The 16,184-nt window shown below is 73.4% G+C and carries 13 protein-coding genes; 7 read left to right on the top strand and 6 right to left on the bottom strand.

The window, feature by feature from the left end:
- Positions 1-90: 90 nt before the first annotated feature.
- Complete coding sequence (locus AC07AL_RS25450; protein ID WP_478318283.1) at positions 91-1,284, bottom strand: glycine C-acetyltransferase; 1,194 nt, start codon at positions 1,282-1,284, stop codon at positions 91-93.
- A 32-nt stretch (positions 1,285-1,316) separates the two neighbouring features.
- The gene (gene tdh, locus AC07AL_RS25445; protein WP_363586714.1) at positions 1,317-2,345 is read right to left on the bottom strand and encodes an L-threonine 3-dehydrogenase; all 1,029 of its coding nucleotides are present in this window, start codon (positions 2,343-2,345) and stop codon (positions 1,317-1,319) included.
- Positions 2,346-2,812: 467 nt separating this feature from the next.
- On the opposite strand from tdh, the gene AC07AL_RS25440 reads away from it, so the two are divergent.
- A complete protein-coding gene (locus AC07AL_RS25440) occupies positions 2,813-4,246 on the top strand; it encodes a serine hydrolase domain-containing protein (protein ID WP_363631117.1) in 1,434 nt (477 codons plus the stop codon).
- Positions 4,247-4,350: 104 nt separating this feature from the next.
- Here the strand turns inward: AC07AL_RS25440 and AC07AL_RS25435 are convergent, their stop codons facing one another.
- Positions 4,351-5,412 carry an ATP-dependent DNA ligase gene (locus AC07AL_RS25435; RefSeq protein WP_363631115.1) on the bottom strand — a complete coding sequence of 354 codons (1,062 nt, stop codon included), beginning with the start codon at positions 5,410-5,412 and terminating at the stop codon, positions 4,351-4,353.
- A gap of 128 nt (positions 5,413-5,540) precedes the next feature.
- Between AC07AL_RS25435 and ligD the strand changes: the two genes are divergently transcribed.
- Complete coding sequence (gene ligD, locus AC07AL_RS25430; RefSeq protein WP_363631113.1) at positions 5,541-6,548, top strand: non-homologous end-joining DNA ligase; 1,008 nt, start codon at positions 5,541-5,543, stop codon at positions 6,546-6,548.
- 26 nt (positions 6,549-6,574) lie between these two features.
- Here ligD and AC07AL_RS25425 read toward each other — a convergent pair whose 3' ends face one another.
- A complete protein-coding gene (locus AC07AL_RS25425) occupies positions 6,575-7,096 on the bottom strand; it encodes a hypothetical protein (protein WP_363631111.1) in 522 nt (173 codons plus the stop codon).
- 83 nt (positions 7,097-7,179) lie between these two features.
- Entirely contained in the window at positions 7,180-8,379 is a 1,200-nt protein-coding gene (locus AC07AL_RS25420; protein WP_363586709.1) for an 8-amino-7-oxononanoate synthase, read from the bottom strand.
- 171 nt (positions 8,380-8,550) lie between these two features.
- Here AC07AL_RS25420 and AC07AL_RS25415 point away from each other — a divergent pair, with 171 nt between their 5' ends.
- Positions 8,551-11,043: a DEAD/DEAH box helicase gene (locus AC07AL_RS25415; RefSeq protein WP_400987233.1), complete on the top strand. Its 2,493-nt coding sequence runs from the start codon at positions 8,551-8,553 to the stop codon at positions 11,041-11,043.
- Between the two features lie 60 nt (positions 11,044-11,103).
- Here AC07AL_RS25415 and AC07AL_RS25410 read toward each other — a convergent pair whose 3' ends face one another.
- Positions 11,104-11,955: a hypothetical protein gene (locus AC07AL_RS25410; protein ID WP_363631108.1), complete on the bottom strand. Its 852-nt coding sequence runs from the start codon at positions 11,953-11,955 to the stop codon at positions 11,104-11,106.
- A gap of 306 nt (positions 11,956-12,261) precedes the next feature.
- On the opposite strand from AC07AL_RS25410, the gene bioB reads away from it, so the two are divergent.
- The 4 genes from bioB to AC07AL_RS25390 are packed head-to-tail and all read left to right on the top strand — an operon-like array spanning position 12,262 to position 16,077.
- Positions 12,262-13,494: a biotin synthase BioB gene (bioB, locus tag AC07AL_RS25405; protein ID WP_363631106.1), complete on the top strand. Its 1,233-nt coding sequence runs from the start codon at positions 12,262-12,264 to the stop codon at positions 13,492-13,494.
- A gap of 22 nt (positions 13,495-13,516) precedes the next feature.
- Positions 13,517-14,821, top strand: coding sequence for an adenosylmethionine--8-amino-7-oxononanoate transaminase (locus AC07AL_RS25400; protein WP_363631104.1), 1,305 nt, complete (start codon positions 13,517-13,519; stop codon positions 14,819-14,821).
- On the top strand, positions 14,818-15,576 hold the full coding sequence (gene bioD / locus AC07AL_RS25395; RefSeq protein WP_363631102.1) for a dethiobiotin synthase: 759 nt from the start codon (positions 14,818-14,820) through the stop codon (positions 15,574-15,576). Before AC07AL_RS25400 ends, bioD begins: the two co-directional genes overlap by 4 nt.
- Before the next feature lie 54 nt (positions 15,577-15,630).
- Positions 15,631-16,077: a hypothetical protein gene (locus AC07AL_RS25390; protein ID WP_363586703.1), complete on the top strand. Its 447-nt coding sequence runs from the start codon at positions 15,631-15,633 to the stop codon at positions 16,075-16,077.
- Positions 16,078-16,184 lie beyond the last annotated feature (107 nt).

Raw genomic sequence — 16,184 nt, 5'->3', positions numbered from 1 at the left:
TCCCCCCCCCCCCCCCCCCCCCCCCCCCCCCCCCCCCCCCCCCCCCCCCCCCGGGCAGCTCATGGGGCCGCCGCCTCACCGACCGCCGGGCTACTCGCCCAGCGCGGCGCGCGCGTCGACGAAGGCGGCGACGGCGCGCTCGACGTCCTCGGTGGAGTGCGCGGCGGACAGCTGCACCCGGATCCGGGCCTGGCCGTGCGGGACCACCGGGAACGAGAAGCCGATCACGTACACGCCGCGCTCCAGCAGCAGTTCGGCGAGCCGGCCGGCCTTGGCCGCGTCGCCGATCATCACCGGGGCGATCGGGTGGTCGCCCGGCAGGATCTCGAAGCCGGCCTCGGTCATCCTGCTGCGGAACAGCGCCGTGTTGGCCGCCAGCCGCTCGCGCAGCTCGTTGGACTGCTCGACCAGGTCGAGCACCTTCAGCGAGGCCGCCGCGATCACCGGGGCGAGCGAGTTGGAGAACAGGTACGGGCGGGAGCGCTGGCGCAGCAGGGCGACGATCTCCCGGCGGGCGGCGACGTAGCCGCCGGAGGCGCCGCCGAGCGCCTTGCCGAGGGTGCCGGTGATGATGTCCACGCGGTCCATCACGCCGTACAGTTCGGGGGTGCCGCGGCCGCCGGGGCCGACGAAGCCGACGGCGTGCGAGTCGTCGACCATGACCATGGCGCCGTAGCGGTCGGCCAGGTCGCAGATCTCGCGCAGCGGCGCGACGTAGCCGTCCATCGAGAACACGCCGTCGGTGACGATCAGGCGGCGGCGGGCGTCCTGGGTCTCCTTGAGCTGCTGCTCCAGGTCGGCCAGGTCGCGGTTGGCGTAGCGGTGGCGGCGGGCCTTGCTGAGCCGGATGCCGTCGATGATGCTCGCGTGGTTGAGCGCGTCGGAGATGACGGCGTCGCGGTCGTCGAGCAGGGTCTCGAAGACGCCGCCGTTGGCGTCGAAGCAGGAGGAGTACAGGATGGTGTCCTCCTGGCCCAGGAAGGCCGAGAGGCGGTCCTCCAGTGCCTTGTGGACGTCCTGGGTGCCGCAGATGAAGCGCACCGAGGCCATGCCGTAGCCCCAGCGGTCCAGCGCGTCCTTGGCGGCGGCGAGCACCTCGGGGTGGTCGGCCAGGCCGAGGTAGTTGTTGGCGCAGAAGTTCAGCACCTCACCGGGGCGGCCGCCGCCGGTGACGGTGACCGCGGCGCTCTGCGGGGTGCCGATGACCCGCTCGGGCTTGAAGAGCCCGGCCTCGCGGATCTCGTCGAGGGTGGTGGCGATGTCGGCGCGCACGTTGTCGAACACTGCGGACTCCTAACGAGGACGAACGGGGGGGCTCAGGCGGTCCAGTCGAGGATGATCTTGCCGCAGCGGCCGCCGGCGGCCTCGTCGAAGGCGGCCGCGAAGTCGTCGGCGGCGTACCGGCCGGTGATCACCGGGGCGAGGTCCAGCCCGCCCTCCAGCAGCACGGACATCGCGTACCAGGTCTCGAACATCTCGCGGCCGTAGATGCCCTTGATGGTGATCATCGAGGTGACGACCGAGGCCCAGTCGACCGGGAACTGCTCGGCGGGCAGGCCGAGCACGGCGATCTTCCCGCCGTGGGTCATGTTGGCGATCATCGACTGCATCGCCTCGGGGCGGCCGGACATCTCCAGGCCGACGTCGAAGCCCTCGCGCAGGCCGAGCTTCTGCTGGCCCTCCTCGATGGTGTGCTCGGCGACGTTCAGCGCCAGCGTGACGCCGACCTTCCGGGCCAGGTCGAGGCGGTACGGGGAGACGTCGGTGATCATCACGTTGCGGGCGCCGGCGTGCTTGGCGACGGCGGCGGCCATGATGCCGATCGGGCCCGCGCCGGTGATCAGCACGTCCTCGCCGACCAGCGGGAAGGAGAGCGCGGTGTGGACGGCGTTGCCGAACGGGTCGAAGATCGCGGCCACGTCCAGGTCGACCGGCACCCGGTGCACCCAGACGTTGGAGGCGGGCAGGGCCACGTACTCGGCGAAGGCGCCGTCCCGGCCGACGCCGAGGCCGACCGTGTTGCGGCACAGGTGGCGGCGGCCGGCCTGGCAGTTGCGGCACTTGCCGCAGACCAGGTGGCCCTCGCCGCTGACCAGGTCGCCGACCGCGATGTCCGCGACGCCGGCACCGATCTCGGCGACCTCGCCGACGAACTCGTGGCCGAGCACCAGCGGGGTCGTGATGGTCTGCTGCGCCCAGCCGTCCCAGTTGCGGATGTGCAGGTCGGTGCCGCAGATGCCGGTCCGCAGCACCTTGATCAGCACCTCGCCGGGGCCGATCTCCGGCTTCGGGACGTCCACCAGCCAGAGCCCGGGCTCGGCCTTCTGCTTGACGAGTGCCTTCACGGGCGTCGGCTCCTGACGTGCGAGTGGGGCGGCCTTCGCGGGTGGGCAGGCCGAGTGGCCCCGGTGTGGCCGTTCCTGGCGGACGCGATCCGGGCAGGCAGAAATCTGCCTGGTGAGGGTGGGTTCGGTCCATCGAGGAATTCTTAAGGGCGGCCACAGCTGGGCTAAACGATCGTGCCCGAGCCGGGGCCGGGGGCGGGTGCGGCGTGCCGGTGCTCACCTGTTCGGCCGAGCGCGAGCCCGCTTCCGCGACACCAACCCCCCAGTGGGCAGTGGTCCTTGACAGCACGGGAGGCGATATGCGCCAGCCGGCTGGGGCAGTCGGCTGACCGCCGGTCCGTTCGGGTCAGCCCTGCGGCGGTCGACGAGCGGGGCCGCACCGGCGGTGCTTACGGTGGCGGCGCTCCCCCGTCGGCCTCGTGGAGCAGCGCTCCGGGGCCGTCCGCCGCAGAGAGGCGCCTCGACCTATGACCACGCTCCGACGGCCACATCCGGCCGCGTCCCGTTCCACCCGCCGAGCGGCCTGCGCCGCCCTGGCGCTGACCGGCCTGCTCGCGACCGCGGCCTGCTCCGGCGGGTCACCGCCGAAGCAGGCCGGCGGCGCGGCCCTCACCGCCGAGCCCGCCGCGCTCAGCCCGTCCGCGTCGGGCTCCAGCGCCGGTTCGGGCGCCGCGAGCGGCTCGGCGAGCGGCTCGGCCGGCGCGGTGGTGCCGCTGACCCCCGACGTCGCCAACCAGCTGGACGCCGCGATCAAGCAGGTGCTGAACCAGACCTCCACCCCCGGCGTGATCGTCGGGATCACCACCCCCGACGGCAGCTACCAGCGGGCCTTCGGCCAGGCCGACAAGTCCGCCGGCACCCCGATGTCGCCCGACCTGAACATGCGGATCGGCAGCGAGACCAAGACCTTCACGGCGACCGGCGTGCTGCGGCTGGTCGACCAGGGCAAGGTGGGCCTGGACGACCCGGTCTCCAAGTACGTGGACGGCGTGCCCGGCGGCGACAAGATCACCATCCGCCAGCTCGCCGGGATGCGCAGCGGCCTGTTCCCGTACACCTCCGACCCGGACTTCGTGAACGCGCTGATCAGCGACCCGAACCGGGTGTTCACGCCCGACGAGCTGCTCGCCTACGGGTACAAGCACCCGGCGAACTTCCCGCCGGGCAGCAAGTTCCAGTACAGCAACAGCAACTACATCCTGCTCGGCAAGGTCATCGAGAAGGCCGGCGGGGAGCCCGTGGACCAGTTCCTCAAGGACCAGGTGTTCAGCCAGGCCGGACTGAACGGGACGGTCTTCCCGACCGACGCGACCTTCCCCGACCCGCACGCCCGCGGCTACACCGACCAGACGCCCAACGGCCAGACCACGGACGCCACCGACTGGAACCCGTCCTGGGCCTGGTCGGCCGGGGCGGTCATCTCCAACCTCACCGACCTGCAGAACTGGTCGAAGTCCCTGGCCACCGGCTCCCTGCTGAAGCAGGACACCCAGTCCCAGCGGTTGAAGACCCAGCCGACCGGGGACCCCGGCGTCGGCTACGGCCTCGGGCTGTTCAACAACAACGGGTGGATCGGGCACAACGGCTCGCTGCCCGGTTACGAGACCGTGGCGGTGTACCTGCCGCAGTCCCAGGCCACCCTGGTGGTGCTGCTCAACACCGATGTGCCGTACCGGGGTTCGGAGCCGTCCTCGCTGCTCGCGAAGGCGATCACGCAGATCGTCTCGCCGAAGAACGTCTACTCGATCCCGCCGGTGAACAACACGGCCTCGCCGTCGGCCTCGTCCTCGGGGTCCGCGTCGCCGTCACCCTCGCTCTCGCCCTCGGGGTCGGCCTCGTCCCCGGCCTCGCCCGGCGCCCCGGGGTCCCCCTCCGGCGCGCCGTCCACGGTCAACGCCTGAGCACCAGACCGACCGGGCGCCTGAGCACCAGACCGACCGGGCGCCTGAGCGCCAGACCGCTTGAGGCCCGGCCCGGATCACCGGGCCGGGCCTCCGAGGTGTCGTCAACTGCCCAGCACGCGGGCCAGATCGTAGGAGACGGGCTCCTCCAGCTGCGCGTAGGTGCAGCTCTCCGGCGTGCGGTCCGGCCGCCAGCGGCGGAACTGCGCGGTGTGCCGGAAGCGGGTGCCCTCCATGTGGTCGTAGGCGACCTCGACCACCCGCTCGGGGCGCAGCGCGACCCAGGAGAGGTCCTTGCCGCCGGTCCACCGGCTGACCGCGCCCGGCAGCCGGCCCTCGGCGTGCGCCGCCTCGTCCGCCCAGCCGCCCCACGGGTGGCGGGAGAGGTCGGCCATCCGCAACGGGGCCAGTTCCTCGGCGAGTTCGCGGCGGCGGGCCATCGAGAACGCGGCGCAGACGCCGACGTGCTGGAGCCGGCCCTCGGCGTCGTTGATGCCCAGCAACAGCGAGCCGACCACCGGGCCGCTCTTGTGCTCGCGGTAGCCGGCCACCACGCAGTCGGCGGTGCGCTCGTGCTTGATCTTGAACATGGTCCGCTCGCCCGGCCGGTACGGCTGGTCCAGCGGCTTGGCCACCACGCCGTCCAGCCCGGCGCCCTCGTACTCGGCGAACCAGGTCTGCGCCACGTCCCGGTCGGTGGAGGCGGGGGCGGTGAACACCGGGTCGCGGGCGGCGCCGAGCGCCGTCTCCAGGGCCGCGCGGCGCACCGACAGCGGCTCGTCCAGCAGCGCGACGTCACCGAGCGCGAGCAGGTCGAAGGCGATGAAGGAGGCGGGCGTCCGCTCCGCCAGCAGCCGCACCCGGCTCGCCGCGGGGTGGATGCGCTCCAGCAGTTCCTCGAACCGCAGCCGGCCGTCCCGGGCGATCACCACCTCGCCGTCCAGCACGCAGCGCGGCGGCAGCTCCCGCCGCAGCGCGGCGACCAGCTCGGGGAAGTACCTGGTCAGCGGTTTGCCGGTGCGGCTGCCGAGCTCCACCTCGTCGCCGTCGCGGAACACGATCGTCCGGAAGCCGTCCCACTTGGCCTCGTACTGCATCCCCGGCGGGATCTTCGCCACCGACTTGGCGAGCATCGGCGCCACCGGCGGCATCACGGGCAGGTCCATGGCTCCGATCCTCGCGCGCACGGCCGGAAGCCGCGCGACGAAAGGGCACACGGCGAAGAGGGCCCACCGCGGAAAGGGCCCACGGCGAAAAGACGCGCGCGGGGCACGGCGCCCTTAGCGTGAGGGGCATGGGCTCAGCCGTGGAACTGGATGTCGCCGGGCGCAGCGTCCGGCTGTCGAACCCGGACAAGGTGTACTACCCCGAGCGCGGCTTCACCAAGCTGGACGTCGCGCAGTACTACCTGGCCGTCGCCGACGGGGTGCTGCGCGGACTGCGCGACCGGCCCACCACCCTGCAGCGCTTCCCGGACGGCGTGGACGGCGAGTTCTTCTACCAGAAACGCGCCCCCAAGGGCCTGCCGGACTGGCTGCCCACCGCCCGGATCAGTTTCCCCAGCGGCCGCTCCGCCGACGAGATCTGCCCCACCGAGCCGGCCGCCGTGCTGTGGGCCGCCAACCTGGGCTGCCTCACCTTCCACCCCTGGCCGGTCCGCCGCTCCGACACCGAGCACGTCGACGAGCTGCGCATCGACCTCGACCCGCAGCCCGGCACCGACTTCCACGACGCCGTCCGCGCCGCCCACGAACTGCGCGCCCTGCTGGAGGAGTACGGGCTGCGCGGCTGGCCCAAGTCCTCCGGCGGGCGCGGCCTGCACGTGTACGTCCCGCTGGTGCCCGAGTGGACCTTCACCGACGGCCGGCACGCCGTGATCGCCCTCGGCCGGGTCCTGGAGCAGCGGATGCCCGGGCAGGTCACCACCGCCTGGTGGAAGGAGGAACGCGGCGAGCGGATCTTCGTCGACTACAACCAGATGGCCCGCGACCGCACCATCGCCTCCGCCTACTCCCTGCGCGCCCGCCCGCGCGCCACCGCCTCGACCCCGCTGCGCTGGGAGGAGCTCGACGACGCCTCCCCCGAGGACTTCGACCTGCGCACCGTCCCCGCCCGCTTCGCCGAACTCGGCGACCTGAACGCCGAGATGGACGATCGGGCGTACCGCCTGGACGGCCTGCTGGAGCTGTACGACAAGCAGCTGCGCGACGAGGGCCTCGGAGAGCTCCCGTACCCGCCCGACCACCCCAAGGCGGCCGGCGAGCCGACCAGGGTGCAGCCCAGCCGGGCCCGCAAGACGTAGGCCCTGTCCGGCCGATCTCGCCGGGCTCACACCCCCGTCATGGCCAGCACGAACCAGAAGACGCCGCCCAGCACCATCAGGGTGAACAGCAGGACGCCCACGACCGCGCCGGAGAGCAGCAGCCCCCGGCCGACGCGCCGCGCGCGCAGGCCGACGCCGGTCAGCAGCACGCCCGCCACACCCGGTGCCAGGGCCAGCGCCAGCAGCATCACCGTCCGCGCCACCTCGGCGTCCGACACCAGGTGGCACTCGTCGCCCTCGCACACCGCCCAGACGTCCTCGCCGACCGGAGCGCCCGCCCGCATCCTGGCGTGCTCGTGCGCCGGGCCGCCGCCGTCCGGGCGGAACACGCCCCGGCAGTCCGAAGGAGGCGGGCCGTCCTCGTTCGCCGGGATCAGACACCGCTCCGCGCGGAACGTCCCGGGCGCCCCCACCAGCCCGGCCGCCTGCCCGAACTGCCGCACCGGCCCGCCCACCAGCCATCCGGCCAGCAGCACCAACAGCACCCCGGCCGCCACCGGCCCCCACCGCCGCACCGCCACCCCCATCGACTCACCCCCGCTGGGGTGACGCCACCGACGGCCGGACGGTTGCACGGGCGGCCGGGCCGGCGGCCCTCCCGGCCCAGGTGTCAGCCGACCCGGGCACCCTCCGGCGCCAGCTCGGCGATGATCCGGACCGCCTCCGCGAGCTGCGCGTCCGTCAGGTCCCCGCGCGCGGTGAGCCGCAGCCGGGACACCCCGTCCGGGACGGACGGCGGGCGGAAGCAGCCGACGGCGAGCCCGGCCCGCCGGCAGTCGGCGGCCCAGGCGACGGCGGCCTCCGCGCCCGGGGCGCGCACCGACACCACGGCCGCGTCCGGCTCGCAGGCCCGGAGCCCGGCGGCGGTCAGCCGGGCCGCGAGGCCGCGGGCCACCTCGCGGGTGCGGTCGGCGCGGTGCGGCTCGGCGCGCAGCAGGCGCAGGGCGGCGAGGGCGGCGGCGACGGCGGCCGGGGCGAGGCCGGTGTCGAAGATGAAGGTGCGGGCGGTCTCGGTGAGGTGGCGGATCACCCGGCGCGGCCCGAGCACGGCGCCGCCCTGCGAGCCGAGCGACTTGGAGAGCGTGACGGTGGCGACGGTGTCCGGCTGCCCGGCGAGCCCGGCCGCCGCGAGCGCCCCGGCGCCGCCGGGGCCGAGGACGCCCAGCCCGTGCGCGTCGTCGACCAGCAGCGCGGCGCCGTGCGCCCGGGCGGCGGCGGACAGCCCGGCCAGCGGGGCGGCGTCGCCGTCCACCGAGAACACCGAGTCGCTGACCACCAGCGCCCGCCGCTGCGTCCGGCGCTCCAGCGCCTCCCGGACGGCCTGCGGGTCGCTGTGCGGGGCCCGGTGGACGTCCGCGCGGGCGAGCCGGCAGCCGTCGATCAGCGAGGCGTGGTTGTAGGCGTCCGACACGATCAGCGTGTCCGGGTCGGTGAGCGCGGTCAGCGCGGCCAGGTTGGCGGTGTAGCCGGAGGAGAACACCAGCGCCGCCTCGACCCCGCAGAACGCGGCGAGCTCCTCCTCCAGTTCGGTGTGCAGCGCGGTCGTCCCGGTCACCAGCCGCGACCCGGTCGATCCTCCGCCCCAGCGCAGCGCCGCCTCGGCGGCCGCCTGCGTCACCGCCGGGTGCCTGGTCAGCCCCAGGTAGTCGTTCCCGGCCAGGTCGAGCACCGGGTCCTGCGCCGCGCGGCTGCGCAGCCGGCGCGTCAGCCCGGCCTCGGCCCGCAGCTCGGCGGCCTCGTCGAGCCAGTCGAAGACGGCCGCCGGGGCGAGGTCGGTGGTGTGCGTTGCGGACGCGAGCGGTTGGACCATGCCCGGCACTCTGGCACGGCGCCGCCGCCGCGATCAATGGGCGGCCGCGCACAGCTTCGCGGCCGCCGGTGCAGCGATCCGGACAGTCCCGGGGCGGGTGCCGGCGGAGGGCGGGCTTTGCCCGGGGTGGCGGCGAGCAGGCAAGATAGCCGGGTGACCCTCCTTGATCTGATGCCGAAGCCCGCCACGCCCGATGCGCTGTACGAGACCTTCGCCGCGTGGGCGGAGGAGCGCGGGATCACGCTGTACCCGGCGCAGGAGGAGGCGCTGATCGAGCTGGTGTCGGGGAACAACGTCATCCTGGCGACGCCGACCGGGTCGGGCAAGAGCCTGGTGGCGGCGGGCGCGCACTTCGCGGCGCTGGCGGAGGGGAAGCGGACGTTCTACACGGCGCCGATCAAGGCGCTGGTGTCGGAGAAGTTCTTCGACCTGGTCAAGATGTTCGGCACCGAGCAGGTCGGCATGATGACCGGCGACGCGAGCGTGAACCCGACCGCGCCGATCATCTGCTGCACGGCCGAGGTGCTGGCGCAGATCGCGCTGCGCGACGGGCTCCGGGCGGACGTCGGCCAGGTGGTCATGGACGAGTTCCACTTCTACGCGGAGCCGGACCGCGGCTGGGCCTGGCAGATCCCGCTGCTGGAGCTGCCGCAGGCGCAGTTCCTGCTGATGTCGGCGACGCTCGGCGACGTGCGCCGCTTCGAGGAGGACCTGACCCGCCGGACGGGCCGCCCGACGACGGTGGTGCGCAACACGACCCGCCCGGTGCCGCTGTTCTACGAGTACCGCCGCACCACGATGCACGACACCCTGGAGGAGCTGCTGCAGACCGGCCAGGCGCCGGTCTACGTGGTGCACTTCACGCAGAAGGAGGCGGTGGACCGGGCGCAGTCGCTGATGAGCATCAACATGTGCTCGAAGGCGGAGAAGGACGCCATCGCCGACCTGATCGGCGGCTTCCGCTTCACCACCAAGTTCGGCCGCAACCTGTCCCGTTTCGTGCGCCACGGCATCGGCGTGCACCACGCGGGCATGCTGCCGAAGTACCGCCGGCTGGTCGAACGCCTGGCCCAGGCGGGCCTGTTGAAGGTGATCTGCGGGACGGACACGCTGGGCGTCGGGGTGAACGTGCCGATCCGTACGGTGCTGTTCACGGCGCTGTCCAAGTACGACGGCAACCGGGTGCGGATCCTGCGCGCCCGCGAGTTCCACCAGATCGCCGGGCGGGCCGGCCGGGCCGGGTTCGACACCGTCGGACAGGTGGTGGCGCAGGCGCCCGAGCACGTGATCGAGAACGACAAGGCGATCGCCAAGGCTGGGGACGACCCGAAGAAGAAGCGCAAGGTGGTGCGCAAGAAGGCGCCGGAGGGCTTCGTCGGCTGGACCGAGGAGACCTTCGACAAGCTGATCGGCGCCGACCCGGAGCCGCTGGTCTCCCGCTTCAAGGTGAGCCACGCGATGCTGCTGTCGGTGATCGGCCGCCCCGGCAACGCCTTCGAGGCGATGCGCAAGCTCCTCACCGACAACCACGAGGACCGCGCGGCGCAGCGCCGGCACATCCGCACCGCGATCGCGATCTACCGCTCCCTGCTGCAGGGCGGCGTGGTCGAGCGGTTGCCGGAGCCGGACGCCGAGGGCCGGATCGTGCGCCTCACGCTCGACCTCCAGGAGAACTTCGCGCTCAACCAGCCGCTCTCCACCTTCGCCCTGGCCTCCTTCGAGCTCCTCGACCCGACCTCGCCCTCGTACGCGCTGGACGTGATCTCGGTGGTCGAGGCGACCCTCGACGACCCGCGCCAGATCCTCGCCGCGCAGCAGAACAAGGCGCGCGGCGAGGCCATCGGCGAGATGAAGCGCGACGGGATCGAGTACGAGGAGCGGATGGAGCGGCTCCAGGAGATCACCTACCCGAAGCCGCTGGAGGAACTGCTCACCCACGCGTACGAGGTGTACCGCCGGGCGCACCCGTGGATCGGCGACCACGAGCTGAGGCCGAAGTCGGTGGTCCGCGACCTGTACGAGCGGGCGATGACCTTCTCGGACTACGTCGGCTTCTACGAGCTGGCGCGCACCGAGGGCATCGTGCTGCGCTACCTGGCGAGCGCGTACAAGGCGCTGGAGCAGACCGTCCCCGAGGACGTGAAGACCGACGACCTGAAGGACGTCATCGCCTGGCTCGGCGAGCTGGTCCGCCAGGTCGACTCCAGCCTGCTGGACGAGTGGGAGCAGCTGGCCAACCCGACGGACCCGCAGGCCCCCGAGGTGACGCTGGACGACAAGCCGGCGCCGGTGACGGCGAACGCGCGGGCGTTCCGGGTGCTGGTGCGCAACGAGTTGTTCCGCCGGGTCGAGCTGTGCGCGCTGGAGCACTACGAGGAGCTCGCCGAGCTGGACGGCTCGTACGGCTGGGACGCGGACCGCTGGGCGGACGCCATGGACGGGTACTGGGAGGAGTACGACGACCTCGGCACCGGCCCGAACGCGCGCGGCCCCAAGATGCTGATCATCGAGGAGGAGGACTCCGCCTGGAAGGTCCGGCAGATCTTCGACGACCCGGAGGGCGACCACGACTGGGGCATCAGCGCCGAGGTCGACCTGTACGGCTCGGACGAGGAGGGCCGGGCGGTGCTGCGGGTCACCGCGGTGGACCGACTGGGCGGCTGACGGACCGTCAACCCCGGCTTCGAAGTCGCCGGCCCCCGGAGCGGGGGGGCCGGCGAGGCGTCACATCCAGACGAACGGCGCGCCCGCCGCGTAGGAGAGCGCGCGGGTCGCCTCCTCCAGGGTCTGCTCGGCGCTGGGCGCCGGGCCCGACGATGTCGCGGCCGGGGTGGACGGGGCGCCGGGGCCGGGCGTGCGGGCCTCGCTGAGCCGGGAGCCGGTCACCGTCACGTAGTGCCCGACCGCCTCGACCCGCGGCTCGGCCGACTTGGGCGCGCCGGACGACGGCGCGGGGGCGGTGTTGGCGTCCGGAAGGATGAAGGCGAGTGCGCCGGGCTTGCCGCGCAGGGTGTCGGCGGCCCGGGTGGCGGCGGCCTGGTCGCCGAAGCGCAGGACGGTGACGCTGCTGAGCACCGGGCGGTCGACGCCGGAGAAGCTGACGATCAGGTAGGCATGGCAGCCGCTGTCCCGGAACAGCTCCTGGGTGCGGTCCTGCAGGACCTCGGCGCAGTTCTCGCCCTGCCGGATGGCGCCACGCCGGGCCTTGTACCCGGCGGCCTCGACCGGCCGCTGGGCGGGGAAGAGGCTGTCGGCATTGAGGCCCTCGGAGTCGGTGTGCGGCGGCGGGGTGCCGACCACCGGGGGCGTCCTGGCCGCATCCTTGGTGGACGGGCCGAGCCCGGGTATGTAGTCGCCGGGCATCGGGCGGGTGATGATCCATCCGCCGGCGGCCACCACTCCCACCACGACGACCCAGCCCACCGCCCGGCGGGCCGTCAACCGCCTGCCCCTGCCGCCGCCCCGACTACCGATCAGGTCCGTGCCCGCGCTGGCGGGGGCCCCGCCGGTCCGCCGCACTGCCTGGCCGTTCTGGCCCTCTCCCGGAGTCGGGGTGCGCTCCCCCTGCGTGGTCATGGCGCAGATTCTAAGCAACCGTCGGGTGGCGTGGATCACTGGGTGGGCGGTTGCCGGTCACCGCCGCGCGCGGGCGTCCGCGACCGTCCGGCACGCGTACCGGCGACCGCCCTGCGCCGGCCTCCCCGGCCCTTCGCCGCGACCACCGCCTACCGGCCGGTAACCTCCGATTCGTACCGGCGTCAAGCTCGTGACCAGCGGCGACACCGTGAGCTTCGACACTGTGGCAAGTGGCACATCCTTCCGCCGATCTTCTGGCGGGTTTCCTCTGGCGCCATTCAAGCGCCACCAGGCAGGATCGGCCCCATGGATCTGCTCGATACCCTCACCGCCAAGGGCCTGCGCGGCGAAGTCCCGACCCGCGAGGAGGCGCTGGCCGTCCTCGCCACCACCGACGACGAGCTGCTGGACGTCGTCGCCGCGGCCGGCAAGGTCCGCCGGAGGTGGTTCGGCCGGCGCGTGAAGCTCAACTACCTGGTGAACCTCAAGAGCGGGCTCTGCCCGGAGGACTGCAACTACTGCTCGCAGCGGCTGGGCTCCAAGGCCGAGATCCTCAAGTACACCTGGCTCAAGCCCGACCAGGCCGCCGAGGCGGCCCGGGCCGGGGTGGCCGGCGGCGCCAAGCGCGTGTGCCTGGTCGCCAGCGGCCGCGGCCCGACGGACCGTGACATCGACCGGGTCACCGACACCATGGCCGCCATCCAGGAGGCCGACCCCGAGGTCGAGATCTGCGTCTGCCTCGGCCTGCTCTCCGACAACCAGGCGGAGCGGCTGAAGGCGGCCGGCGCCGACGCCTACAACCACAACCTCAACACCTCCGAGAAGACCTACGGCGACATCACCACCACCCACACCTACGCGGACCGGGTGGACACCGTGAAGAAGGCGCACGGCGCGGGCCTGTCCGCCTGCTCCGGCCTGATCGCCGGCATGGGCGAGAGCGACGAGGACCTGGTCGACGTGGTGTTCGCGCTGCGCGAGCTGGGCTCGGACTCCGTCCCGGTCAACTTCCTGATCCCGTTCGAGGGCACGCCGCTCGCCAAGGAGTGGAACCTCACCCCGCAGCGCTGCCTGCGCATCCTGGCGATGGTCCGCTTCGTCAACCCGGACACCGAGGTGCGGATCGCCGGCGGCCGCGAGGTGCACCTGCGCTCGATGCAGCCGCTCGGCCTGCACCTCGCCAACTCGATCTTCCTCGGCGACTACCTGACCAGCGAGGGCCAGGCCGGGCAGACCGACCTCGACATGATCAAGGACGCCGGGTTCGAGGTCGAGGGCGCCGGCGAGGCCACCCTGCCCCGCCACCGCGCGGACGTCGCGGCGGCCTCCTCCGCCGCGTCGGCTTGCGGCACCGCCGCGTCGGCCTGCGGCAGCGGCGGCGGCTGCGGCCCGTGCGGCGGGCACGCGCACGCCCCGGCCTCGGAGGACACCGCTGCGTCGGCCGCGGAGGACGCCGCCGCCTCGGACGGGGAGCTGCGCAGCGACCTCGTCAAGGTCCGGCTGCGCGGCGCCGGCACCGAACTCGCGCCCAATGCCTGATAGTTCTGGAGACTGACGCATCATGCCCCAGCTGTCCGCGGACACGCTGCTCACCCTCGACCGCGCCCACGTCTGGCACCCGTACGGGCCGATGCCCGGCACCGCCACCCCGTACGTGGTCGAATCCGCCTCGGGGGTCCGGCTGCGCCTCGCCGAGCCCGTCGCGGACGGGCGGCGCGAGCTCGTCGACGGGATGTCGTCCTGGTGGGCGGCCATCCACGGCTACCGGCACCCGGTGCTGGACGAGGCCGTGCGCGAGCAGCTGGGGCGGATGAGCCACGTCATGTTCGGCGGGCTCACCCACGAGCCCGCCGTCCGACTGGCTGCGACGCTGGTCGAGATCACGCCCGAGCCGCTGCAGCACGTCTTCCTCGCCGACTCGGGCTCGGTGGCCGTCGAGGTCGCGATGAAGATGTGCCTCCAGTACTGGCAGTCCACCGGCCGCCCGGCCAAGCGCCGGCTGCTGACCTGGCGCGGCGGGTACCACGGCGACACCTTCCACCCGATGTCCGTCTGCGATCCGGACGGCGGCATGCACCACCTGTGGGGCGGGGTGCTGCCCGGGCAGCTGTTCGCCCCGCAGCCGCCGGCCGGGTTCGACGCCCCGCTCGACGCCGGGTACGCGGCCGAGTTCGAGGAGTTGATGGCCCGGCACGCCGACGAGCTGGCCGCCGTCATCGTCGAACCGGTGGTGCAGGGCGCCGGCGGGATGCAGTTCCACTCCCCCGCCTACCTGCGGATGCTGCGCGAACTCTGCGACCGGTACGGGGTGCTGCTCGTCTTCGACGAGATCGCCACCGGATTCGGCCGCAGCGGCGCGCTGTTCGCCGCCGACCACGCGGGCGTCTCGCCGGACGTGATGTGCCTGGGCAAGGCGCTCACCGGCGGCTACCTGACCCTCGCCGCCGCGCTGTGCACCGGCGAGATCGCCGACGGCATCAGCCGCGGCGAGATGCCGGTGCTCGCGCACGGGCCGACCTTCATGGGCAACCCGCTGGCCTGCGCGGCCGCCAGCGCCTCGCTGGAGCTGCTGCTGGGCCAGGACTGGACGGTCGGGGTCAAGCGCATCGAGGCCGGACTGGCCGACGGGCTCGCGACCGCCGCCGACCTCCCGGGCGTCCGGGACGTCCGGGTCCAGGGCGCCATCGGCGTCGTCCAGTTGGACCACCCGGTGAACGTCCCGGCGGCCACCGAGGCGGCCGCCCGGGCCGGCGTCTGGCTGCGGCCCTTCCGGGACCTGATCTACACCATGCCCCCCTACGTGACGGAGGACGAGGACGTGGCACGCATCGCCGACGCCGTGACCGCTGCGGCGGTGGCCGGATGAGCGCCCGCATCCTGTTCGTGACGGGCACCAACACCGAGGTCGGCAAGACCGTCGCCACCGCAGCCCTCGCCTCGACGGCGCTGCGGGCCGACCTGCGGGTCGCGGTGCTCAAGCCCGGACAGACCGGGATCGCCCCCGGCGAGCCCGGTGACGCCGACGAAGTCCGGCGCCTGGCAGGCGATCTGACGATTCGTGAACTCGTCCGCTACCCGGAGCCGCTGGCGCCCGACACCGCCGCCCGGCGGGCCGGGATGCCCTTCCTCTCCCCCGCCGAGGTAGCCACCGCCGTCGCCGAACTGGCCGCCGCGCACGACCTGGTCCTGGTCGAGGGCGCGGGCGGGCTGCTCGTCCGCTACGACGACGAGGGCCGCACCCTCGCCGACCAGGCCCGGGCCGTCCTGGACGCCGGGCTGCCGGCCGAGGTCCTGCTCGTCGCCTCCGCCGGGCTGGGCACGCTGAACATCGTCGCGCTCTCGGCGGAGGCCCTGACTTCGCGTCAACTCCCCCTTGCGGGCGTGGTCGTCGGCTCCTGGCCCTCCTCCCCCGGGCTCGCCGAACGGTGCAACCTCGCCGACCTGCCGCGCTCGGCCGGCGCCCCGCTGCTCGGCGCCCTGCCGGAACGCGCCGCAGCCGCCGCGGACTTCGCCGCCCTCGCGCTCGCCTCGCTGGCCCCGGAGCTGGGCGGCAGCTGGGACGCGAAGCACTTCGCGCACACCCATCGGCCCGAACAGGCCCCGCTTCGCTCGAAGGGGTGATTCCGGCGCCCGAACCCTGGGTTCGGACGCTACGGGCTCAATACCGTTCCTCCCATGACAGACGGGATGACGGTAGACGAGTCTCTTCGGGCCCTGGCCGCCCTGGAGGCTGCGTGGAAGGACGACGACGAGGCGCTGTCCGCCCTCGCCGCGGGCGGTGCGGACGAGCGGTCGCTCCCGGCGCTGGTCGCCGCGTACGGCGAGCACGCGATGGACACCCTGATGGCCCTGGCCTTCGGCCTGCGGTCCACCATGAGCGACGAGGAGATCGCCGAACTCTCCGACGCGGTGAGCTCCAACATCGGCGCCCGGATGAGCGCCCTGCTCACCCAGGCCCTGAAGACCTGGGGCGCCCTCGCGCCCCCGGACGACCTGGCGGTGACCAAGGCCATCGCCCGCGCGGTGATCGACTCCATGCGCGCCGTGACCGAGGACCCGAGCCAGACCGAGGTCCTCCCCCTGCTGGCCACCTTCCGCACCTACGCCCTCAACGGCGCCTGACACCGGAACCTCGGGGGGGGGGGGGGGGGGGGGGGGGGGGGGGGGGGGGGGGGTGGGGGGGCCGTTTTCACCCCTCGCCCACCACGAATACCATAGCACCCTAGACG

It is taken from the genome of Kitasatospora sp. NPDC043949 (assembly GCF_056435365.1).
This window is presented reverse-complemented; position numbering and strand designations above follow the sequence as displayed.